Consider the following 16,987-nt stretch of genomic DNA (forward strand, 5'->3'; position numbering starts at 1 on the left):
GATTTGCGGTTACGATCCGGTGAAGGGGCGGCGGCGAAGCGGGGGAGGGCGCGCGACGCGGCACCGCGCACGGCATTCGGCAGGGCAGGCCAGGAAAAGGCAGCCGCATGACGGCTGCCGGGGAGGACGGACATGTATGACGCCGGCATGAATTTCGGGCTTGGAGAAGACATCGCGGCGCTGCGCGACAGCGTGCGGCGCTTCGCGGCCGATCGCATCGCGCCGCAGGCGGCGGAGATCGACCGCAGCAATAATTTTCCCATGCCGCTATGGCGGGAGCTTGGCGATCTCGGCATGCTCGGCATCACCGCGCCGGAAGGCTACGGCGGTGCAGGCCTTGGCTATCTCGCCCATTGCGTGGCGATGGAGGAGATCAGCCGGGCCTCCGCCTCGGTGGGCCTCAGCTACGGCGCCCATTCCAATCTCTGCGTCAACCAGATCACCCGCAATGCTTCGCAGGCGCAGCGGGAAAAATACCTGCCGAAGCTGATTTCCGGCGAACATGTCGGCGCGCTCGCCATGTCCGAGCCGGGGGCGGGCTCCGACGTCGTCTCGATGAAGCTGCGGGCGGAAAAGCGGGGCGACCGCTACGTGCTGAACGGCAACAAGATGTGGATCACCAACGGGCCGGATGCGGATGTGCTGGTGGTCTACGCCAAGACCGATCCCGCGGCCGGCGCGCGCGGCATCACGGCCTTCCTCATCGAGAAGGGGTTCAAGGGCTTTTCCACCGCGCAGAAGCTCGACAAGCTCGGCATGCGCGGCTCCAATACATGCGAACTTGTCTTTGCCGATTGCGAGGTGCCTGAGGAAAACGTGATGGGCACGGTGGGACGCGGCGTCAACGTGCTGATGTCCGGCCTCGATTATGAGCGCGTCGTGCTCTCCGGCGGCCCGCTTGGGATCATGGCGGCCTGCCTCGATGTGGTCGTGCCCTACCTCCACGAGCGAAAGCAGTTCGGCCAGCCGATCGGGGAATTCCAGCTGATGCAGGGCAAGGTCGCCGACATGTATGTCGCGCTCAACGCCTGCCGCGCCTATGTCTATGCGGTGGCAAGCGCGTGTGATCGGGGGGAGACGACCCGCAAGGACGCCGCCGGCTGCATTCTCTATGCCGCGGAGATGGCGACGAAGCTTGCCCTTGAAGCGATCCAGACGCTCGGCGGCAACGGCTATATCAACGACTATCCGGCCGGCCGCCTGCTGCGCGACGCCAAGCTCTACGAGATCGGTGCGGGCACCTCCGAAATACGCCGCATGCTGATCGGCCGAGAAATCTTTCAGGAGACGCAGTAATGCCGGTCATCCCCTCGGCGGTGAACACACGCAGCGAGACTTTTGCGACGAACCGCAAGGCGATGCTCGACGCGCTGTCTCTGGTGGAAGAGGCCGCAAGCCTCGCCATGGATGGCGGCGGCGCGAAGGCGCGGGATCGCCACGTCTCCCGCGGCAAGCTCTTGCCGCGCGATCGGGTCGCGCAGCTTATCGACAAGGGCTCGCCTTTCCTCGAGATCGGCCTCACCGCCGGGCACGGCCTCTATGACGGGGCCTCGCCCTCCGGCGGCATGATTGCCGGCATCGGCCGCGTGTCCGGCCGTGAATGCATGATCGTCTGCAATGATGCGACGGTGAAGGGCGGCACCTACTACCCCATCACCGTGAAGAAGCATCTGCGCGCTCAGGAGATCGCGGCGGAGAACCGGCTGCCCTGCATCTATCTCGTCGATTCCGGCGGCGCCAACCTGCCCAATCAGGACGAGGTCTTCCCGGACAGGGACCATTTCGGCCGTATCTTCTACAATCAGGCGCAAATGTCGGCCGCCGGCATTCCGCAGGTCGCCGTCGTCATGGGAAGCTGCACGGCAGGCGGCGCCTATGTGCCGGCCATGAGCGACGAGACTGTCATCGTCGAAAACCAGGGCACCATCTTCCTTGCCGGCCCGCCCCTGGTGAAGGCCGCGACGGGCGAGGTGGTGACGGCCGAGGATCTCGGCGGCGGCGATGTGCACACGCGCCTTTCCGGCGTTGCGGACCATCTGGCGCGCGACGATCGCCACGCGCTGGAAATCGCCCGCCAGATCGCCGCCAATCTCAACACCCGCAAGCCGGAGGTTGCAAGATCCGGAGCGGGTGACGCGCCGCTCTACGATCCGGAGGAACTGCTCGGCATCGTGCCGGCCGATACGCGCACCCCCTATGACGTGCGCGAGGTGATCGCCCGCGTGGTCGACGGCTCGCGCTTCGACGAGTTCAAGGCCCGCTTCGGCGTCACGCTCGTCTGCGGTTTTGCCGCCCTGCATGGATTGCCGGTCGGCATCATCGCCAACAATGGCGTGCTCTTCTCCGAAGCGGCGCTGAAGGGCGCGCATTTCATCGAGCTTTGCGCCCAGCGCGGCATTCCGCTCCTCTTCCTGCAAAACATCACCGGCTTCATGGTCGGTCGCAAATACGAGGCGGAAGGCATCGCCAAGCATGGCGCGAAGCTCGTCACCGCCGTCGCGACCGCGGGCGTGCCGAAGCTGACGGTGCTGATCGGCGGCTCCTACGGCGCGGGCAACTACGGCATGTGCGGGCGGGCCTACGCGCCGCGCTTCCTGTGGACCTGGCCGAACAGCCGCATCGCTGTGATGGGCGGCGAGCAGGCGGCGGGCGTGCTGGCCACCGTCAAGCGCGACGGTATCGAGCGGACCGGCGGCAGCTGGAGCACGGAGGAGGAAGTCGCCTTCAAGCAGCCGACCATCGACATGTTCGCCCGCCAGAGCCACCCGCTCTACGCTTCGGCGCGCCTTTGGGACGACGGCATCGTCGACCCGCGCAAGACGCGCGACGTGCTGGCGCTTTCGCTTTCGGCGGCGCTCAATGCGCCTGTCGAGCCCACTCGTTTCGGTGTCTTCAGGATGTAGAGGAGGGAAAGTCATGAAACGCGCACTGATCAATGCGAAGAACGCGCCCGACCCGCGCGGCGGTTACACGCAGGCCGTGAAGATCGAGGATTTCAAGACCCTGCTGTTCATCAGCGGCCAGATCCCGGTTTCGGACGACGACAAGGTGCCGGAGAGTTTTGAGGATCAGGCGCGGCTCGTCTGGCGCAATATCGACGCCCAGCTGAAGGCCGCAGGCATGTCGAAGACCGACCTCGTCAAGGTCACGACATATCTTTCCGACCGCCACCACGCGACCGCCAACCGCGAGATTCGCAGCGAATATCTCGGGTCCACTGCCCCGGCGATGAGCGTCGTCATCGCATCGATCTTCGACGGGAAATGGATGCTCGAGGTCGAGGCTATCGCCGCACAATGACAGGAGGCCGGATGTTCAGGAAAATCCTCATTGCCAATCGCGGCGAAATCGCCTGCCGCGTCATCCGCACGGCGCGGCTGATGGGCATTGCGACGGTCGCCGTCTATTCCGACGCCGACGATAACGCGCTGCATGTCGAGATGGCCGACGAGGCCATGCGCATCGGCCCGGCGGAGGCGGGAAAAAGCTACCTGAACATTCCGGCGCTCATCGAAGCGGCCAGGGCGAGCGGTGCGGAGGCGGTGCATCCCGGCTACGGTTTCCTGTCGGAAAATCCGGGCTTCGTCGAGGCGGTGGAGGCGGCCGGCCTCGTCTTCATCGGCCCCTCGGCAAATGCCATCTGCGCCATGGGCCTCAAGGATGCGGCCAAGGCGCTGATGGAAAAGGCGGGCGTGCCCGTCGTGCCCGGCTACCATGGCGACAAGCAGGACGCGGCCTTCCTTGCCGGCGAGGCGGCGACCATCGGCTATCCGGTCCTGATCAAGGCGCGCGCCGGCGGCGGCGGCAAGGGCATGCGGCGGGTGGACCTGCCCGCCGATTTCGGCGCCGCGCTGGAAAGCGCCCGGCGGGAGGCGGAAAGCGCCTTTGGCGACGGCCGCGTGCTGGTCGAGAAGTATATGGCGAAACCCCGCCATATCGAGGTGCAGGTCTTCGGCGACGGGCACGGCAATGTCGTGCATCTCTTCGAGCGCGACTGCTCGCTGCAGCGCCGTCACCAGAAGGTCATCGAGGAAGCGCCGGCGCCCGGCATGACGGAGGAGATGCGCGCGGCGATGGGCGCGGCGGCGGTGCGGGCGGCGGCGGCCATCGGCTATAGCGGCGCCGGCACGGTGGAGTTCATCGCCGATGTTTCGGAAGGGCTGCGGCAGGATCGCTTCTACTTCATGGAAATGAACACGCGCCTGCAGGTCGAGCATCCGGTGACGGAGGCGATCACCGGCCTCGACCTCGTCGAATGGCAGCTGCGCGTCGCCGCCGGTGAGCCCTTGCCGATGCGGCAGGAGGAGCTTGCCATCGAAGGCTGGGCCTTCGAGGCGCGGCTCTATGCGGAAAACCCGGCGCGCGACTTCCTGCCGGCGACCGGCCGCCTTTCCGTCTTCGATATGCCGGACGGCGTGCGCGTCGATTCCGGCGTGCGGGCCGGGGATCTCGTCACGCCCTACTACGATCCGATGATCGCCAAGATCGTTACCCATGGCAGCACGCGCGCGCAGGCGCTTGCCAGGCTGGAAACGGCGCTCGAACAATGCCGCGTCGGCGGGGTGACGACGAATGCGGGGTTCCTCGCGCGGCTCAGCCGCCTGCCGGCCTTTGCCGCGGGCGATGTCGATACCGGCCTGATCGGCCGGGCCGGCGAGGCCGTGCTGGCCGATCCCGAAGCTTCCGAAGAAGTCTTCGGGCTTGCCGCGCTTTCTGCGCTCGGCTTTCTCGATGCGCCGGCCGATCCAGATCCCTGGGGGCACATTCGCGGCTTCCGCCTGTGGGGCGAGGCGGCACAGACGGTGTTCCTCGACCATGCCGGCAAGGAACATGCGCTGCGCGTGACGGCGCTCGGCGAGAACGGCTACCGCATCGCCCACAATGGGCTGGAGACGGATATCCGCGTGGGCAGGCCGGAGGGCCGTACCATACGGGTGGATTTCGACGGCCACATGCTGCCGGCGGGCGTCAACCGCGCGGGGGGCGATATCGTCGTCTTCTTCGGCGGCCATAGCCATGCCTTCATGCTCGCCGAAGCGGCCCGCCACCATGGCGAGATCGCGGCGGGCGGGGATCGGCTGTCCGCCCCGATGCCGGGTCTTGTGCGCATCGTGTCCGCGGAGCCTGGCGCGCGGGTCTCAAGGGGCGAAGCGCTGGTCACCATGGAGGCGATGAAGATGGAACTGGTGCTGGCCGCGCCGCGCGACGGCGTGGTGGCCGCGGTGCCTGTCGCTGTCGGCGATCAGGTGGCGGAGGGCGCCTTGCTCCTTTCGCTGGAGCCCGAGGAGGTCGCATGACCCGGCGTATCGACATCGTCGAGATGGCGGCCCGCGACGGGTTGCAGAACGAGAAGGCAATCATTCCGTCCGCCGGGAAGATCGCGCTGATCGACCTGCTTTCGGACTGCGGCTTCACCCGCATCGAGGCGACGAGCTTCGTCAGCCCGAAATGGGTGCCGCAGCTTGCCGACGGGGCGGAGGTCATGGCCGGCATAGTGCGCCGCCCCGGTATTTCCTATTCGGCGCTGGTGCCGAACATGAAAGGCTATGAGGCTGCGAAGGCTGCCGGCGTGGATGAGGTCGCCGTTTTCCTCTCGGCGTCCGAGGGCTTTTCGCGCGCCAACCTCAATTGTTCGATCGCCGAAAGCCTCGAGCGCGCCCGGCCCGTGGCGCAAGCGGCAAAGGCGGATGGCATCCAGCTGCGCGGCTATGTCAGCTGCGTCGTGCAATGCCCCTATGACGGCCCGGTCGAGCCCCTCGCGGTGGCGTGGGTGAGCGAGCAGTTGCTGCGTCTCGGCTGCCACGAGGTGAGCCTTGGCGACACGATCGGCCGCGCGCGGCCCGCCGAGGTCGCCGCCATGCTGGAGGCCGTGCTTGCCGTCGCTTCCCCGGAAAAGCTCGCCGGCCATTTTCACGATACGGGTGGGCGGGCGCTCGATAATATCCGCGTTGCGCTCGATCATGGACTATCGGTTTTCGACGCCTCGGTGGGCGGACTCGGCGGCTGCCCCTATGCGCCGGGCGCACGCGGCAATGTGGATACGCTTGCCGTGGCCGACATGCTCGATGCGCAGGGCTACGAGACAGGGCTCGACCGGCACAAGCTGGCGGTGGCGGCGGCCTTCGCCCGCCAGATCACCAGCAAGGACGATGCCGGAGGAAGACCATAGCGGATTGAACGCGGGAGGTGCTGCCATGAACTTCGAGACGATTTCCGTATCCGTCGACCGGCGCGGCGTGGCCGCGCTGACGCTTCGCCGCCACGCGCAACACAATGCGCTTTCCGGCCTGATGATCCGCGAACTGACTGCCGTCGCCGGCCTCTTGGGCGAGGACAGGGCGGTGCGGATCGTGGTGCTGACAGGGGAGGGCGAGAGCTTTTGCGCCGGCGGCGACCTCAACTGGATGAAGGAGCAGATCTCCGCCACCCGCGCGGAACGCGTGGCCGAAGCGCGCCGGCTCGCCTTGATGCTGAAGGCGCTGCGCGACCTGCCGAAACCGCTGGTCGCCCGCGTCAACGGCCAGGCCTATGGCGGCGGCGTCGGGCTTATCAGCGTCTGCGATGCGGCGATTGCGGTGGAAGGCGCGCGCTTCGGCCTGACGGAGACGCGGCTGGGCCTGATCCCGGCGACGATCAGTCCCTATGTCGCCGCCCGTATCGGCCCCTCGGCCTTCCTGCGCTTCGCCACGTCCGCGCGCTTCTTCGATGCACAGGTCGGCCGGGAGATCGGCCTTCTCAGCGCCGTGGTTGCGCCGGAAAAGCTGGACGAGGCGATCGAGAAAGAGATAGCGCCCTATTTCGCCGCATCGCCGGATGCGGTCGCGGGGGCGAAATCCCTCGCCCATGCGCTTGCCGCGCCAATCGACGAAAAACTCATCGAGATGACGCTGACGCGGCTTGCCGATACCTGGGAAACGCCGCAGGCGGCCGAGGGCATCGCGGCCTTCCTGGAAAAGCGCAAGGCGGGATGGGTGCCGGCGGATACGAAAAAATAATGTCGCGGGGGCTTTGTCCCGCTATTCGATGAATACCCGCACGCTGGCAGCCCGTCCGGCGGCGTCGATCACCGTCAGCGTCGAGAAGCCCGCGCCTTCCGGCATCCATTGCGTCGTGCGCCGGCGCGAGGCGTCGGGCAGCACCTTGCCGTTGGCGAGCCAGCGGAAGGGCGCGCGGCCCCCCTGCAGCTTCAGCACCAGCGGAGAAACCTGTTCGCCCGTCGTGGCGCCGAGTTCCACATGGGCGCCCTCCGGCGGATAGACGATTTGCGGCGCCGGCTCGCGCGCCACGGTGGCGACGAGGCCGCTTGCGGTGGTCGAGAAACGGCGCAGGCTCGCCGGCAGTTCGGACTGGGCGATGCGCACCGCGCCGGCCGGCGCTCGGGGGAACGCGGTGATGGCGACGCCGGACCGTGAAAAGGCTTCGAAGAGGATGGGCGCGGCGCTGCCATAGCCCGTCAGACCCGGCACCGCGCCATTGTCGGCGCGGCCGACCCAGACGCCGAGCACGTGGCGGCCGTCATAGCCGATGGACCAGGCATCGCGGTAGCCGTAGCTGGTGCCGGTCTTGTAGGCGATGCCGAGGCGTCGGCTGCCGGTCGGCGGGGTGACGGCGGACAGGACGTCGGAGACCTGCCAGACGGCGACGGGATCGAGCAGCGGATCGCCGTCGATCACTGCCGCATCGTTGGTAATGCCGTCGCCGAGCCGCACCGGCATGCCGCGATTGGCAAGCGCTGCATAGAGCTGGGTGAGGTCGCGCAGCGTGATGCCGAGGCCGCCGAGGCCGATGGCAAGGCCGGGCGTTTCGCCCGGCGGCAGCACAGGTCGCACCTCGGCGCGCCGGAACCGCACCATCATCCGTGTCGGGCCGACGGCATCGAGCAGGCGGACGGCGGGGACGTTCAGCGACAGTTGCAGCGCCCTGCGCACGCTGACATCGCCCTGATAGGTCATGTCGAAATTGCGCGGACGGTAACCGGAAAAATCGGAGGGTCGATCCTCGACGATGGTTTCCTGCGCGACCAGCCCTTCCTCGAAGGCAAGTCCGTAGATGAAGGGCTTCAGGGCCGAGCCGGGCGAACGGCGGATGCGCGTCATGTCGATCCAGCCGGCGCGGCTGCCGTCGAAATAGTCGGCCGAGCCGACTTCGCCGAGGATTTCGCCAGTGCGGGCATCGGCCATCACCATGGCGATGGAGACTTTCGGGCCGAGGCGCTCGGCCGCCTCGCGGGCAACGGTTTCAAGTCCGTCCTGCACCGTGCGGTCGAGCGTCGTCCTGTGCTCGATCGCCTTTGGATCCTTGCGCAGCGCCAGCTCGGAGAGATGCGCGGCATGGGAGGGGAGCTGCCGGCGGCGGTCGGGCACGGCCTCGTTGCTCGCGCGTTCGGCTTCGCCTTCGCCGATGATGTCGGAAACGGCCATGCGGGTCAGCACGCGTTCGCGCGCCTTTTCTGCGGCGTTCCGGTGCCGGTCGGGCCTGCGCTTTTCGGGCAGCTGCGGCAGGGCGACGAGCAGGGCGGCTTCGGCGACGGAGAGGCGCTTCGGCTCCTTGCCGAACCAGGCAAGGCTTGCCGCGCGCACGCCCTCGAGATTGCCGCCATAGGGGGCGAGCGTCAGGTAAAGGTCGAGGATTTCCGCCTTGGACAGCCGTCGTTCGAGCTGCACGGCGCGTGCCATCTGGCGCAGCTTCGCCAGCATCGAGCGGTTTTCGCGCGGCTCGATCAGCCGGGCGACCTGCATGGAAAGGGTCGATGCGCCGGAGACGATGCGGCCGCTGGTGACGAACTGCCCGGCAGCGCGCAGCAGCGCCAGCGGGTCGATGCCGGCATGTTCGTGGAAGCGGCGATCCTCATAGGCGACGAGCATGCGGATGAACTGCGGATCGACATCGGCGGCCGTGGTCTTCAGCCGCCAGTGGCCCTCGGGCGTCGCGAAAGCGCGCAACAGGCGGCCGTCGCGGTCAAGCACTTCCCGCGAGATGCTATCGGCTATTGCGACGGGCGGCGGATAGACGCGGTCCGCATGGTCGAGCCCGAAGGCGAGGGCGGCGATGGAAGCCGCCCCCGCGAGGGAACCGATCAGGAGCTTGCGCCAGAGCGCCATCGCCAATCGTCCTATTCAGCCTTGACGACCTGCATGCGGCCGGTCGCCGTGCGGGCGGAATATTGCGGACGATACATGTCCTCCACCTGGGCGGCCGGCAGATCGTAGGTGCCGGGGGTCACGGCGCGCACGACATAGGCGAGCGTCACGTCGCGGTTGTCGCCGCCGCTGCGGTTGAAGGCAGCGACGAAGCGGTCGTAGCGGAACTCCGTATGCGCCGCCTCGGTCTCGCCGAGCCAGTCGAAGTTGGCAAGCTTGGCACTGTCGACGAGGCTCGGATTGTCGATCTCGAAGCCGGCGGGCAGGAGGTCGGTGATGATGATGCGCGACGGCCAGTCATTCTGTTCCGTCACCTTCAGCACCACGACATAGCGCTCGTTCTGCGAAGCCTCCGTGATGTTCGCCTCCTCGCCGTCAAGCGTGTAGTAGCTGCGCTCGATGGCAAAGCCGTCGCCACCGGCCGGCAGCGGATCGGCAGGGGCCGCCACCGTCGTCAGCACGGCCGAGACCGGCTCGTCGCTTCGGTTGGCGATCACCAGCGGGTTCTCCAGGAGGGACTTGCCCGTCATCTGCGCGGCATAGCCGCCGGCGCGCTCCGCACCGTTGATTTCGAGCTTCAGGCCCTTGTCGGCATCCTTCACGGAACGGGCGGCAAGCAGCATCCAGGTCTGTTCCTGCGTGCTGGTCCAGCGCTTGTCATCCCATTGCTTTGCCACGAGCTTCGTCAGTTCGGGAATGACGTCCGGAACCGGCCGGCTTTCGGCGGCCAGCGCCAGGATGGCAGCGCCGTCACGCAGCGACGAACCGTAGTCGGTGCGCGAGAGGCTGGCGGTCATGATGCTGTCACGCGAGAGGCCGAGCGCATTGGAGAAGATCGTCATCGAGCGCTGGGCATCGCCGTAGAGACCCAGCGCACCGGCGATCTGCGCGCGGGCGAGCGGCGAGGAGAATTCCGAGAGCTTCGTGTCGGCATAGTAGCGCAGGTCGCTGACCGCTGCCTTTCGGTTGCGCGCGAGCACATAGAGCGCATAGGCGATCTCGTTGCCCTGCGTGGAGACGTTGACGTCATAGGAGATCGAATTCTGCAGGTTGGAAAGCGCCTGCAGCATGGCCTGCTCCGGCACGTCGAACTTCTGTTCGCGGGCGCGGGTCAGGAAGTCGGTGACGAAGGCGTCGAGCCAGAGGTCGCCGTAGCCGGGCGACCACAGGCCGAAGCTGCCGGAGGAGGACTGGTTGGCGAGAACGCGGTAGATCGCCTCCTGCACCCGCTTCTGCGTTTCCGTATCCTCCGGCAGGCCGGACTGCCTGGAGAGCTCGCTGAGATAGAGGAGCGGCAGCGCGCGGCTCGTCGTCTGCTCCGTGCAGCCATAGGGGTAGCGGTCGAGTGCCATCAGAAGGGCCGGGATGTCGAAGGCCGCGGCGCGCGAGACGTTGAGGCTGACGGAAGCGCCGGCGAGCTGGCTGTCGGCGAGCAACTGGTCGTCGATGGTCAGGCTGGCATTCGCGGCAATCTCGATCGGCCGGCGCGTGGTGATGGGCATGGCGGCCGGACGCACCGGCACGTTGAGCGCCTGTTCGAGCGACATGCCGGAGCCATTCGAGAGTTTCAGGGTGACGAGCCCGTCACCCGCCTCGCCGCCGACCAGCGGCAGAGTGAGGGCCGTCTTGCCGCCGGGTTCCAGCCTGATTGTCTGGCCGGCACCGGTCTGCTCGACCATGACGGAGGCGTTGTGGGTGATCTCGACCGTGTAGTCACCGGCCGGCGCATCGGTATTGGCGATATCGAGCCTCAGGTCCGCACGATCCCCGGGGGCGAGGAACTTCGGCAGGCTTGCCGTCACGACGACAGGATCGCGGATGACCACGTCCTTCGTCGCGCTGCCGATGCCCGTCTTCGTCCAGGCGACGGCCATGATGCGGGCCGTTCCGTTGAATTGCGGGATATCGAAGCTGACCTTGGCGTTGCCTTGCGCATCGAACTTTACGGGGCCAGCGAAGAAAGCGACGAGCTTTTCGGTCGGCGGGTTGCCCTGGAGGGCTCCTTCGCCGCCGTCGCCGCCGGTGCGCAGCCGTCCGGTCGCGCCAAGCGAGCCGTCGATCAGCCGGCCGTAGAGGTCACGGATTTCCATGCCGAGGCGGCGCTGGCCGAAATACCAGCCGGCCGGATCGGGCGCTTCGTAGCGGGTGAGATTGAGAATGCCGACATCGACGGCTGCAACGGTGATATAGGCCTCTTCGTTCGCGCCTGCGCCCGCGACCTTCAGCGAAATGTCGAGCGGCTGGCGCGGCAGGGTCTTTTCCGGCACATCCAGCGCGACCGCGAGCTTGCGTTCGGCCGGATCGACCTTCAGCCAGGTGATGCCGATGGCGCGCATCGGCATGCGGCTTTCCTGGTCCGAGCCGGGGCGGAAGAGCGTCGCGGTGACGTAGGAGCCGGGGCCCCATTCCTCGGTGACCGGAATTTCCACCTCGCCGCCCTCCGCGCCTATCGCGGCGGTCTGGGTGGCGATCAGGCTTTCGGCGCCAACGGTGATCAGGACCTGACCGGCATGGCGCGGCGAGATCTTCAGCTTCGCCGTATCGCCGACCGCGTAGTTTTCCTTGTCGAGCGAGATTTCCAGCGCGTCGGGTGTTTCCGTCGAAGTTGCGGCGACGTACCAGCCGGCGTCGAATTCGACGCTGGTCGCCGGGCCGTCCGGCTCGGGGCTTTCGACCTCGATGCGGTAGCGGCCCCAGGTGACGGGCACCGAGATGCGGCCGCCGTCAGCAGCGACGTCGAGCGTGCCGTTGGCGATCTGCGTCGTCGAAAGCACCGGTTCGTAGCGCCAGGAACTGCCCTCGCGATACCATTGGTAGTTTCGCTGGACGGAAAGCAGCTTCCAGGGCAGGCCCTGCATCGCCTCCTTCGCGCCCTGCGTATTGACGGCGATGACCTGGAAATTGGCGACGCTGTTTTCCGAAAGCTCGCCCTTGAATTCCGGCTTCACGCCGATCATCGGGCCGGTTGTCCGGACCGGCAGCGTGAGGTTGCGTTCAACGGCACGGCCGCCCGCCTCCATCATGCGCAGCGTCACGAGCGCTTCGAGACGCTGGGTGGTGGAGGGAAGGTCGGTGACAGTAACGTCGAAGGTCGCCTTGCCCTCGTCGTCGAGCACGTCGAGGCCTTCGAGCGGCGTCGTGCTTTCCTCGATCGCCTCTTCGTCTGTCAGGCCGAAGACATAGTCGGGATAGGCGGGGTCGGCACGCGTCGGCTTCAGCGCGACGTCGCCCTCGATCTCGAGACCAGCGCCGGGCGCACCGTAGAGATAGCGGCCATCGACGGAGACGGCGGCAGGCACGCCGGCTTCGATATCCTTCGTCTCGCTCGACATGTCGAATTCGATGCGATCCGGCACGAAGTCGTCGACCAGGAACTGCTTTTCGGCAATCGCCATGCCCTTCGGATCGGTGAAGACCTGCATGGTCCAGGTGCCGCGCATGCTGTTCGGCTGGAGCGGCAGCTCGATGGAATGGCCGCCGAGAGCCGCGCCGTCGGACACCATGCGGCGATCCTCCACGCCGTCCGGCCGGTTGAAGATGAAGGTCAGCGGGAGTTTTTCGACGGCGTTCGCCTCGATATCGCGGGCAAGGGCTGTGGCATGCACCGTCTCGCCGGCGCGGTAGATGCCGCGCTCGGTCCAGGCGAGCACGTCGATGGCGCCCGGTGCCGGGCGCCCGGTGACGCCGCGATCGGAAAGATCGAAGCCGGCGCGCGTCATGTCGAGGAAGACGAAGTCGCCTTCGCCCTTCCTGGCAAGGATGACGGCGGGCGTGTTGGCTGCGGTGCCGCGTATCAGACCGGCAGTGAAGGTCGCGCGGCCGTCCGCGTCGGTCGTCGCCGTGCCGAGCACCTCGTTGTTCTTGGCGATGAGCTGCAGCTCGACGCCTTCGAGCGGGCCGGCGCTGTCGAGCGAGCGGGCGAAGACGTTGAGGCCGTCCGTGCCGGCATAAGTGGTGAGGCCGACATCAGAGACGACGAACCATTGCGTGGCCTTGGCGTCCCATTCGTTGCTGCGGCCGTTCGAGGCTGCGGCGGTCAGCACATAGACGCCGGGCTTGCGCTCGGGCAGGGCCTCATCGACCGGGAAGCTGGTGACGACATCCTTGTTGAGTTCCGGCGAGATATCGATCTTGCCCTGCCAGACGATTTCGCCGTTCTCGTTTTCGATGCGACTGGAGGAGTAGCCGTCGAGCTGGGTGAGGAAGCGGCTGTCGGCGAGCAGTCCCGCGATGGCGCGGTCGCCGACGCGGTAGAGCTTCAGGTCGGCGCTGTCGGTGTTGACGGAGACGATCGGGATGCCGCGGCGAACGCTGCCCGGCAGCACGAAGCCGTCGCCGGTAAATCGCACCGTCGCGGCGCGGTCCTGCACGTAGATGTCGAGATCGACGTTCGCGGCCAGCGGCTCTTCGACGGCAGACGGCAGGCCGGAGCGGAAGGCGATCTTGTAGCGCTGGCCATGGGTCAGGCCCTCGACGCAAATCTGCCGGTCCTTGGCCTCGACGGCCTTGGGCGCCGCGCCGTCCAGCGTGACGAAGGAGGCGTAGTCCGCGCCGGACTTGACGAGCGGCTCGGAGAACTCGACGCAGGCGCGCGGGCTGGCGCTGTCGGAATCGATTGTGTGGTTGACGACGCGGAAGCCCTGCCGGGCGACGAGGCCGAGATAGGCCGAGCGCACCGCGACATCGTCCTTCAGTTCGAGGCTCGCCTTGTAGGCGTTGATGCCGGCGCGGTAGTTGCTCGACTTGTCGAGCGTGTCGGCCAGCACGGCGAGCGCGCGGGCGCGCGTTTCGGTCGTGCGCGAGAGCTTGTAGGCGTTGATCGCGGCAAGTGCGCCCTGGCCGGCGAGGTAGCTGTTGTTGGCGGCCCGGCTCATGGCTTCGGCCGTCTCGATCCAGAGATAATAGTCATCCGGCGCAAGCGAGAGCGCACCCTTGTAGGCGGCAAGCGCCTGGTCGAAGCGGCTTGACGCACTCTCGATGCGGCCGAGCGAGGCGAGGCTTTCTGCGCCCTGTCCCTGCTGGTCGGCGGCGAGCGAAAGGTTGTCGCGGAAGGAGCGGGCGTCGGTCGTCATATAGTCGCTGATGAAGGCGAGCGCCGGCGGCGCGCCGATATCGGCGGCGTTGTCGGCCTTCACGATCTTGCCGGCAATGGCGCCCTGGAAATGGTTGAGCTGGTTGAAGTCGCTCTTCAGGAAGCACCACTTCACCTTGGGATTATAGGTGAAGGCGCGGCAGGACAGGTCGTCAATGCAATCCGTCTTGCACTGATCGAGCGTCACGTCCTGCACGGTGCGCAGGTCGAATCCGAAATAGTCGCTGTTTTCCGACGTGACGACGGTACGCGTCTCTTCGGCATGAGCGATCTGGGGTGGGGAAGCGACGGCAGAAAGAAGAAGTGCCGAGAAACCGAAGATTGCGCGCATAGACATGAAGTCCTCCTACCGCTGCCCGTCTCGTTGCCGCCGCCACTGTTCAGACCTCGCCCCGGCTTGTCAATCGAAAGACGCAGCTCGTCGGGGAGGCCGGAAAAGGACGGCGCATGGAACCAGGAGAAAGACGTTTGATCGCGGCGGTTCAATCGCCGGAAATGCGAAATTTTTTCGAAGTTCGGCGCGTTAACGTTTTGTTAACCATATGCGCGCAGACTCCCAAACATCGACAGGTGCGGTTCTGTCATACCGCTGTAACAGGCGGCCGGTAGAACCCTTGTCAGACACGAAAGTCGTGTTTCGGAAACGCGGTGACCACGGATGTACTGGCACTGCACGAAGCACTTCCCCGGCCAGTCCGGGATGAGGAAGCGGGGGGATAACCCTCGCTTTTTTCATTTCTACCTGCCAGCTTAACGCTGGACCCCTCCTGCCGATTGCCCTACCGGTGAAGCTGCAAGGTGCCCTGCCTTTCATTGCATCATCGCTTTCCGGACGGTTTCATGTCGGACGTCGCCCTCAATGTTCTGCCCGTCTTCGCGCTTATCCTGATCGGCTGGCTGGCCGTGCGCACCGGCTATCTGCGGGAGGAACTGGGCGAGGGGCTCGGCGAGTTCGTCTTCCGCCTGGCGGTTCCCGTCCTCCTGTTCCGCACGATCGCGGAAGCCGATTTCGCGGGCGAAGCGCCCTGGCGCATCTGGGTCGGCTATTTCGCCGGTGTTGCCGTCACCTGGACGGTGGCGCATCTGGTGGCGACGCTCGGCTTCAAGCGCGACCGGCGGATCGGCGTCCTGGCCGGCGTCTCGTCGGCTTTCGCCAACACGGTCTTCATCGGCCTGCCGCTCGTCTCGCGAATCGTCGGAGACGACGGGCTCGTGGCGATCTCCGTTCTCCTTTCCGTGCATCTGCCGGTCATGATGATTGCGGGCACGGTTCTCATGGAACGGGCCGAGCGTCAGGAGGGTACGCGCGCGCCGCAGAGCCTTGCCGCCCTGCTGCTCGGCATCGGCAAGAGCCTCGTGCGCAATCCGCTGGTCATCGGCCTTGCCGTCGGTGCGCTGTTCCATGTGGGCGGCGTGCCGCTTGTCGGACCGGTCAAGGCGGTGGTCGATCAGCTGGCGGCGACCGCCGCGCCGGCCGCGCTCATCTCTATCGGCATGGCGCTCAACAAGTACAAGGTCGGCGGCAATGCCGGCATCGCGCTGGCGATGACAAGCCTCAAGCTCGTCCTGCTGCCGGGCTGCGTCTATGTCGCCTGCCGCTTGCTCGGCCTCAGCCCTGAATGGACGACCGCGATGGTCCTGACCTCATCGGTGCCGACGGGCGTCAATGCCTGGCTGCTCGCCAACCATTTCGGTGTCGGCCAGGCGCTCGCCTCCTCGACCATCACCATGACGACGGCACTCGGCGTCTTCACCGTTTCCTTCTGGGCCTGGCTGCTCGCCTGAAGTTGGCTTTATCGGTGAAAAGTCCCTCTCCTCTTCGCCATGGTCGGGCTTGAGCCGACCATCCATCCCCACCGGCACGCCGCGGGCGTCGAGGGGGCAAGGGTTCAGGCAACAAAAAACCCGGCGCGAAGGCCGGGTTTGTTTGTCTATGAAGCTGACCGTCTCTTACTGAGCGGCCGGCTGTTCCGTCGTGGTGCCGCCTTCGGCCGGAGCTGCGCCCTCGGTCGTCGTCGTTGCGGCGTCGCCCTCGGTTGCCGTTGCGCCGTCAGCCGGGGTCGTTGCCCCTTCCGTCGTCGTCGCAGCGCCACCTTCCGTGGCGGTCGCGCCGTCAGCCGGAGCTGCACCTTCCGTCGATGCCGCGCCTTCGGTCGTCGCTGCTGCGCCACCGGCGTCCGCACCTTCGCTCGAAGCGGTCGGCAGAGCTACCGGGCTGTCGGAAAGCGTGCGAAGATACGCGATCAGGTTGGCGCGCTCGTCGTCCTTCTTGAGACCGGCGAAGCCCATGGCGGTGCCGGGAACATGCTTCTTCGGCGCCTGGAGGAAGAAGTTCAGGTGATCGTAGTCCCAGACGACCTTGTGGCCTTCGGAGAAGGTGGTCATCGCTGCGGAATAGCTGAAGCCTTCATGCGCTGCGATCGGGCGGTTCACGATGTCCCAGAGACCGGGTCCGACCTTGTTCGGTCCGCCCTTCTCCGTGGTGTGACAGCTCGCACATTTCTTGAAAGCCGTTTCGCCGGCTGCCGCATCGGCGCTGGCAAGCAGGGTCGCGATCGGAACGATAGCTGCAGCTTCACCGCCGCCTGCTTCGCCGCCATCCGCTTCTTCGGCTGCGATCGTAAAGCCTTCCTTCTCGGGAGCGCCCGAATGGAATATGCCTTCAGAAGCGATCGACACGGACATCAGTACGAATACGGTGCCCAATAGGGCACCTACGCCCATGTTCACATAAGAGTTCATCCAAACGCTCCCC

Annotated in this window: 10 protein-coding genes; 7 read left to right on the plus strand and 3 right to left on the minus strand. The window is 66.5% G+C overall.

All coding sequences use genetic code 11. From position 1 onward, the window contains the following. Nucleotides 1-147: 147 nt before the first annotated feature. From WA950_RS02725 to WA950_RS02750, 6 genes are read left to right on the plus strand one after another with little or no spacing between them, the layout of a single operon-like run. Complete coding sequence (locus WA950_RS02725) at nucleotides 148-1,296, plus strand: isovaleryl-CoA dehydrogenase (RefSeq protein ID WP_424550231.1); 1,149 nt, start codon at nucleotides 148-150, stop codon at nucleotides 1,294-1,296. After that, nucleotides 1,296-2,903 (plus strand): carboxyl transferase domain-containing protein, encoded by a 1,608-nt coding sequence (locus WA950_RS02730; protein WP_424550145.1) that lies wholly within the window; start codon nucleotides 1,296-1,298, stop codon nucleotides 2,901-2,903. Before WA950_RS02725 ends, WA950_RS02730 begins: the two co-directional genes overlap by 1 nt. A gap of 13 nt (nucleotides 2,904-2,916) precedes the next feature. Further along, the gene (locus WA950_RS02735) at nucleotides 2,917-3,300 is read left to right on the plus strand and encodes a RidA family protein (RefSeq protein ID WP_424550146.1); all 384 of its coding nucleotides are present in this window, start codon (nucleotides 2,917-2,919) and stop codon (nucleotides 3,298-3,300) included. A gap of 11 nt (nucleotides 3,301-3,311) precedes the next feature. Beyond that, complete coding sequence (locus WA950_RS02740) at nucleotides 3,312-5,297, plus strand: acetyl/propionyl/methylcrotonyl-CoA carboxylase subunit alpha (RefSeq protein ID WP_424550147.1); 1,986 nt, start codon at nucleotides 3,312-3,314, stop codon at nucleotides 5,295-5,297. Beyond that, complete coding sequence (locus tag WA950_RS02745; protein ID WP_424550148.1) at nucleotides 5,294-6,169, plus strand: hydroxymethylglutaryl-CoA lyase; 876 nt, start codon at nucleotides 5,294-5,296, stop codon at nucleotides 6,167-6,169. The genes WA950_RS02740 and WA950_RS02745 overlap by 4 nt, the downstream gene beginning before the upstream one ends. Before the next feature lie 25 nt (nucleotides 6,170-6,194). Continuing rightward, nucleotides 6,195-6,995, plus strand: coding sequence for a crotonase/enoyl-CoA hydratase family protein (locus WA950_RS02750; RefSeq protein ID WP_424550149.1), 801 nt, complete (start codon nucleotides 6,195-6,197; stop codon nucleotides 6,993-6,995). 21 nt (nucleotides 6,996-7,016) lie between these two features. Here the strand turns inward: WA950_RS02750 and pbpC are convergent, their stop codons facing one another. Further along, complete coding sequence (pbpC, locus tag WA950_RS02755; protein ID WP_424550150.1) at nucleotides 7,017-9,101, minus strand: penicillin-binding protein 1C; 2,085 nt, start codon at nucleotides 9,099-9,101, stop codon at nucleotides 7,017-7,019. Nucleotides 9,102-9,112: 11 nt separating this feature from the next. Further along, complete coding sequence (locus WA950_RS02760; RefSeq protein ID WP_424550151.1) at nucleotides 9,113-14,569, minus strand: MG2 domain-containing protein; 5,457 nt, start codon at nucleotides 14,567-14,569, stop codon at nucleotides 9,113-9,115. A gap of 503 nt (nucleotides 14,570-15,072) precedes the next feature. On the opposite strand from WA950_RS02760, the gene WA950_RS02765 reads away from it, so the two are divergent. Beyond that, the gene (locus tag WA950_RS02765) at nucleotides 15,073-16,017 is read left to right on the plus strand and encodes an AEC family transporter (protein WP_424550152.1); all 945 of its coding nucleotides are present in this window, start codon (nucleotides 15,073-15,075) and stop codon (nucleotides 16,015-16,017) included. Between the two features lie 165 nt (nucleotides 16,018-16,182). On the opposite strand, the gene WA950_RS02770 is transcribed toward WA950_RS02765, so the two are convergent. Continuing rightward, nucleotides 16,183-16,974 carry a c-type cytochrome gene (locus tag WA950_RS02770; protein WP_424550153.1) on the minus strand — a complete coding sequence of 264 codons (792 nt, stop codon included), beginning with the start codon at nucleotides 16,972-16,974 and terminating at the stop codon, nucleotides 16,183-16,185. Between the last annotated feature and the right edge of the window lie 13 nt (nucleotides 16,975-16,987).

Origin of the sequence: Shinella sp., assembly GCF_049651085.1 — a bacterium.
Lineage (GTDB): Bacteria > Pseudomonadota > Alphaproteobacteria > Rhizobiales > Rhizobiaceae > Shinella.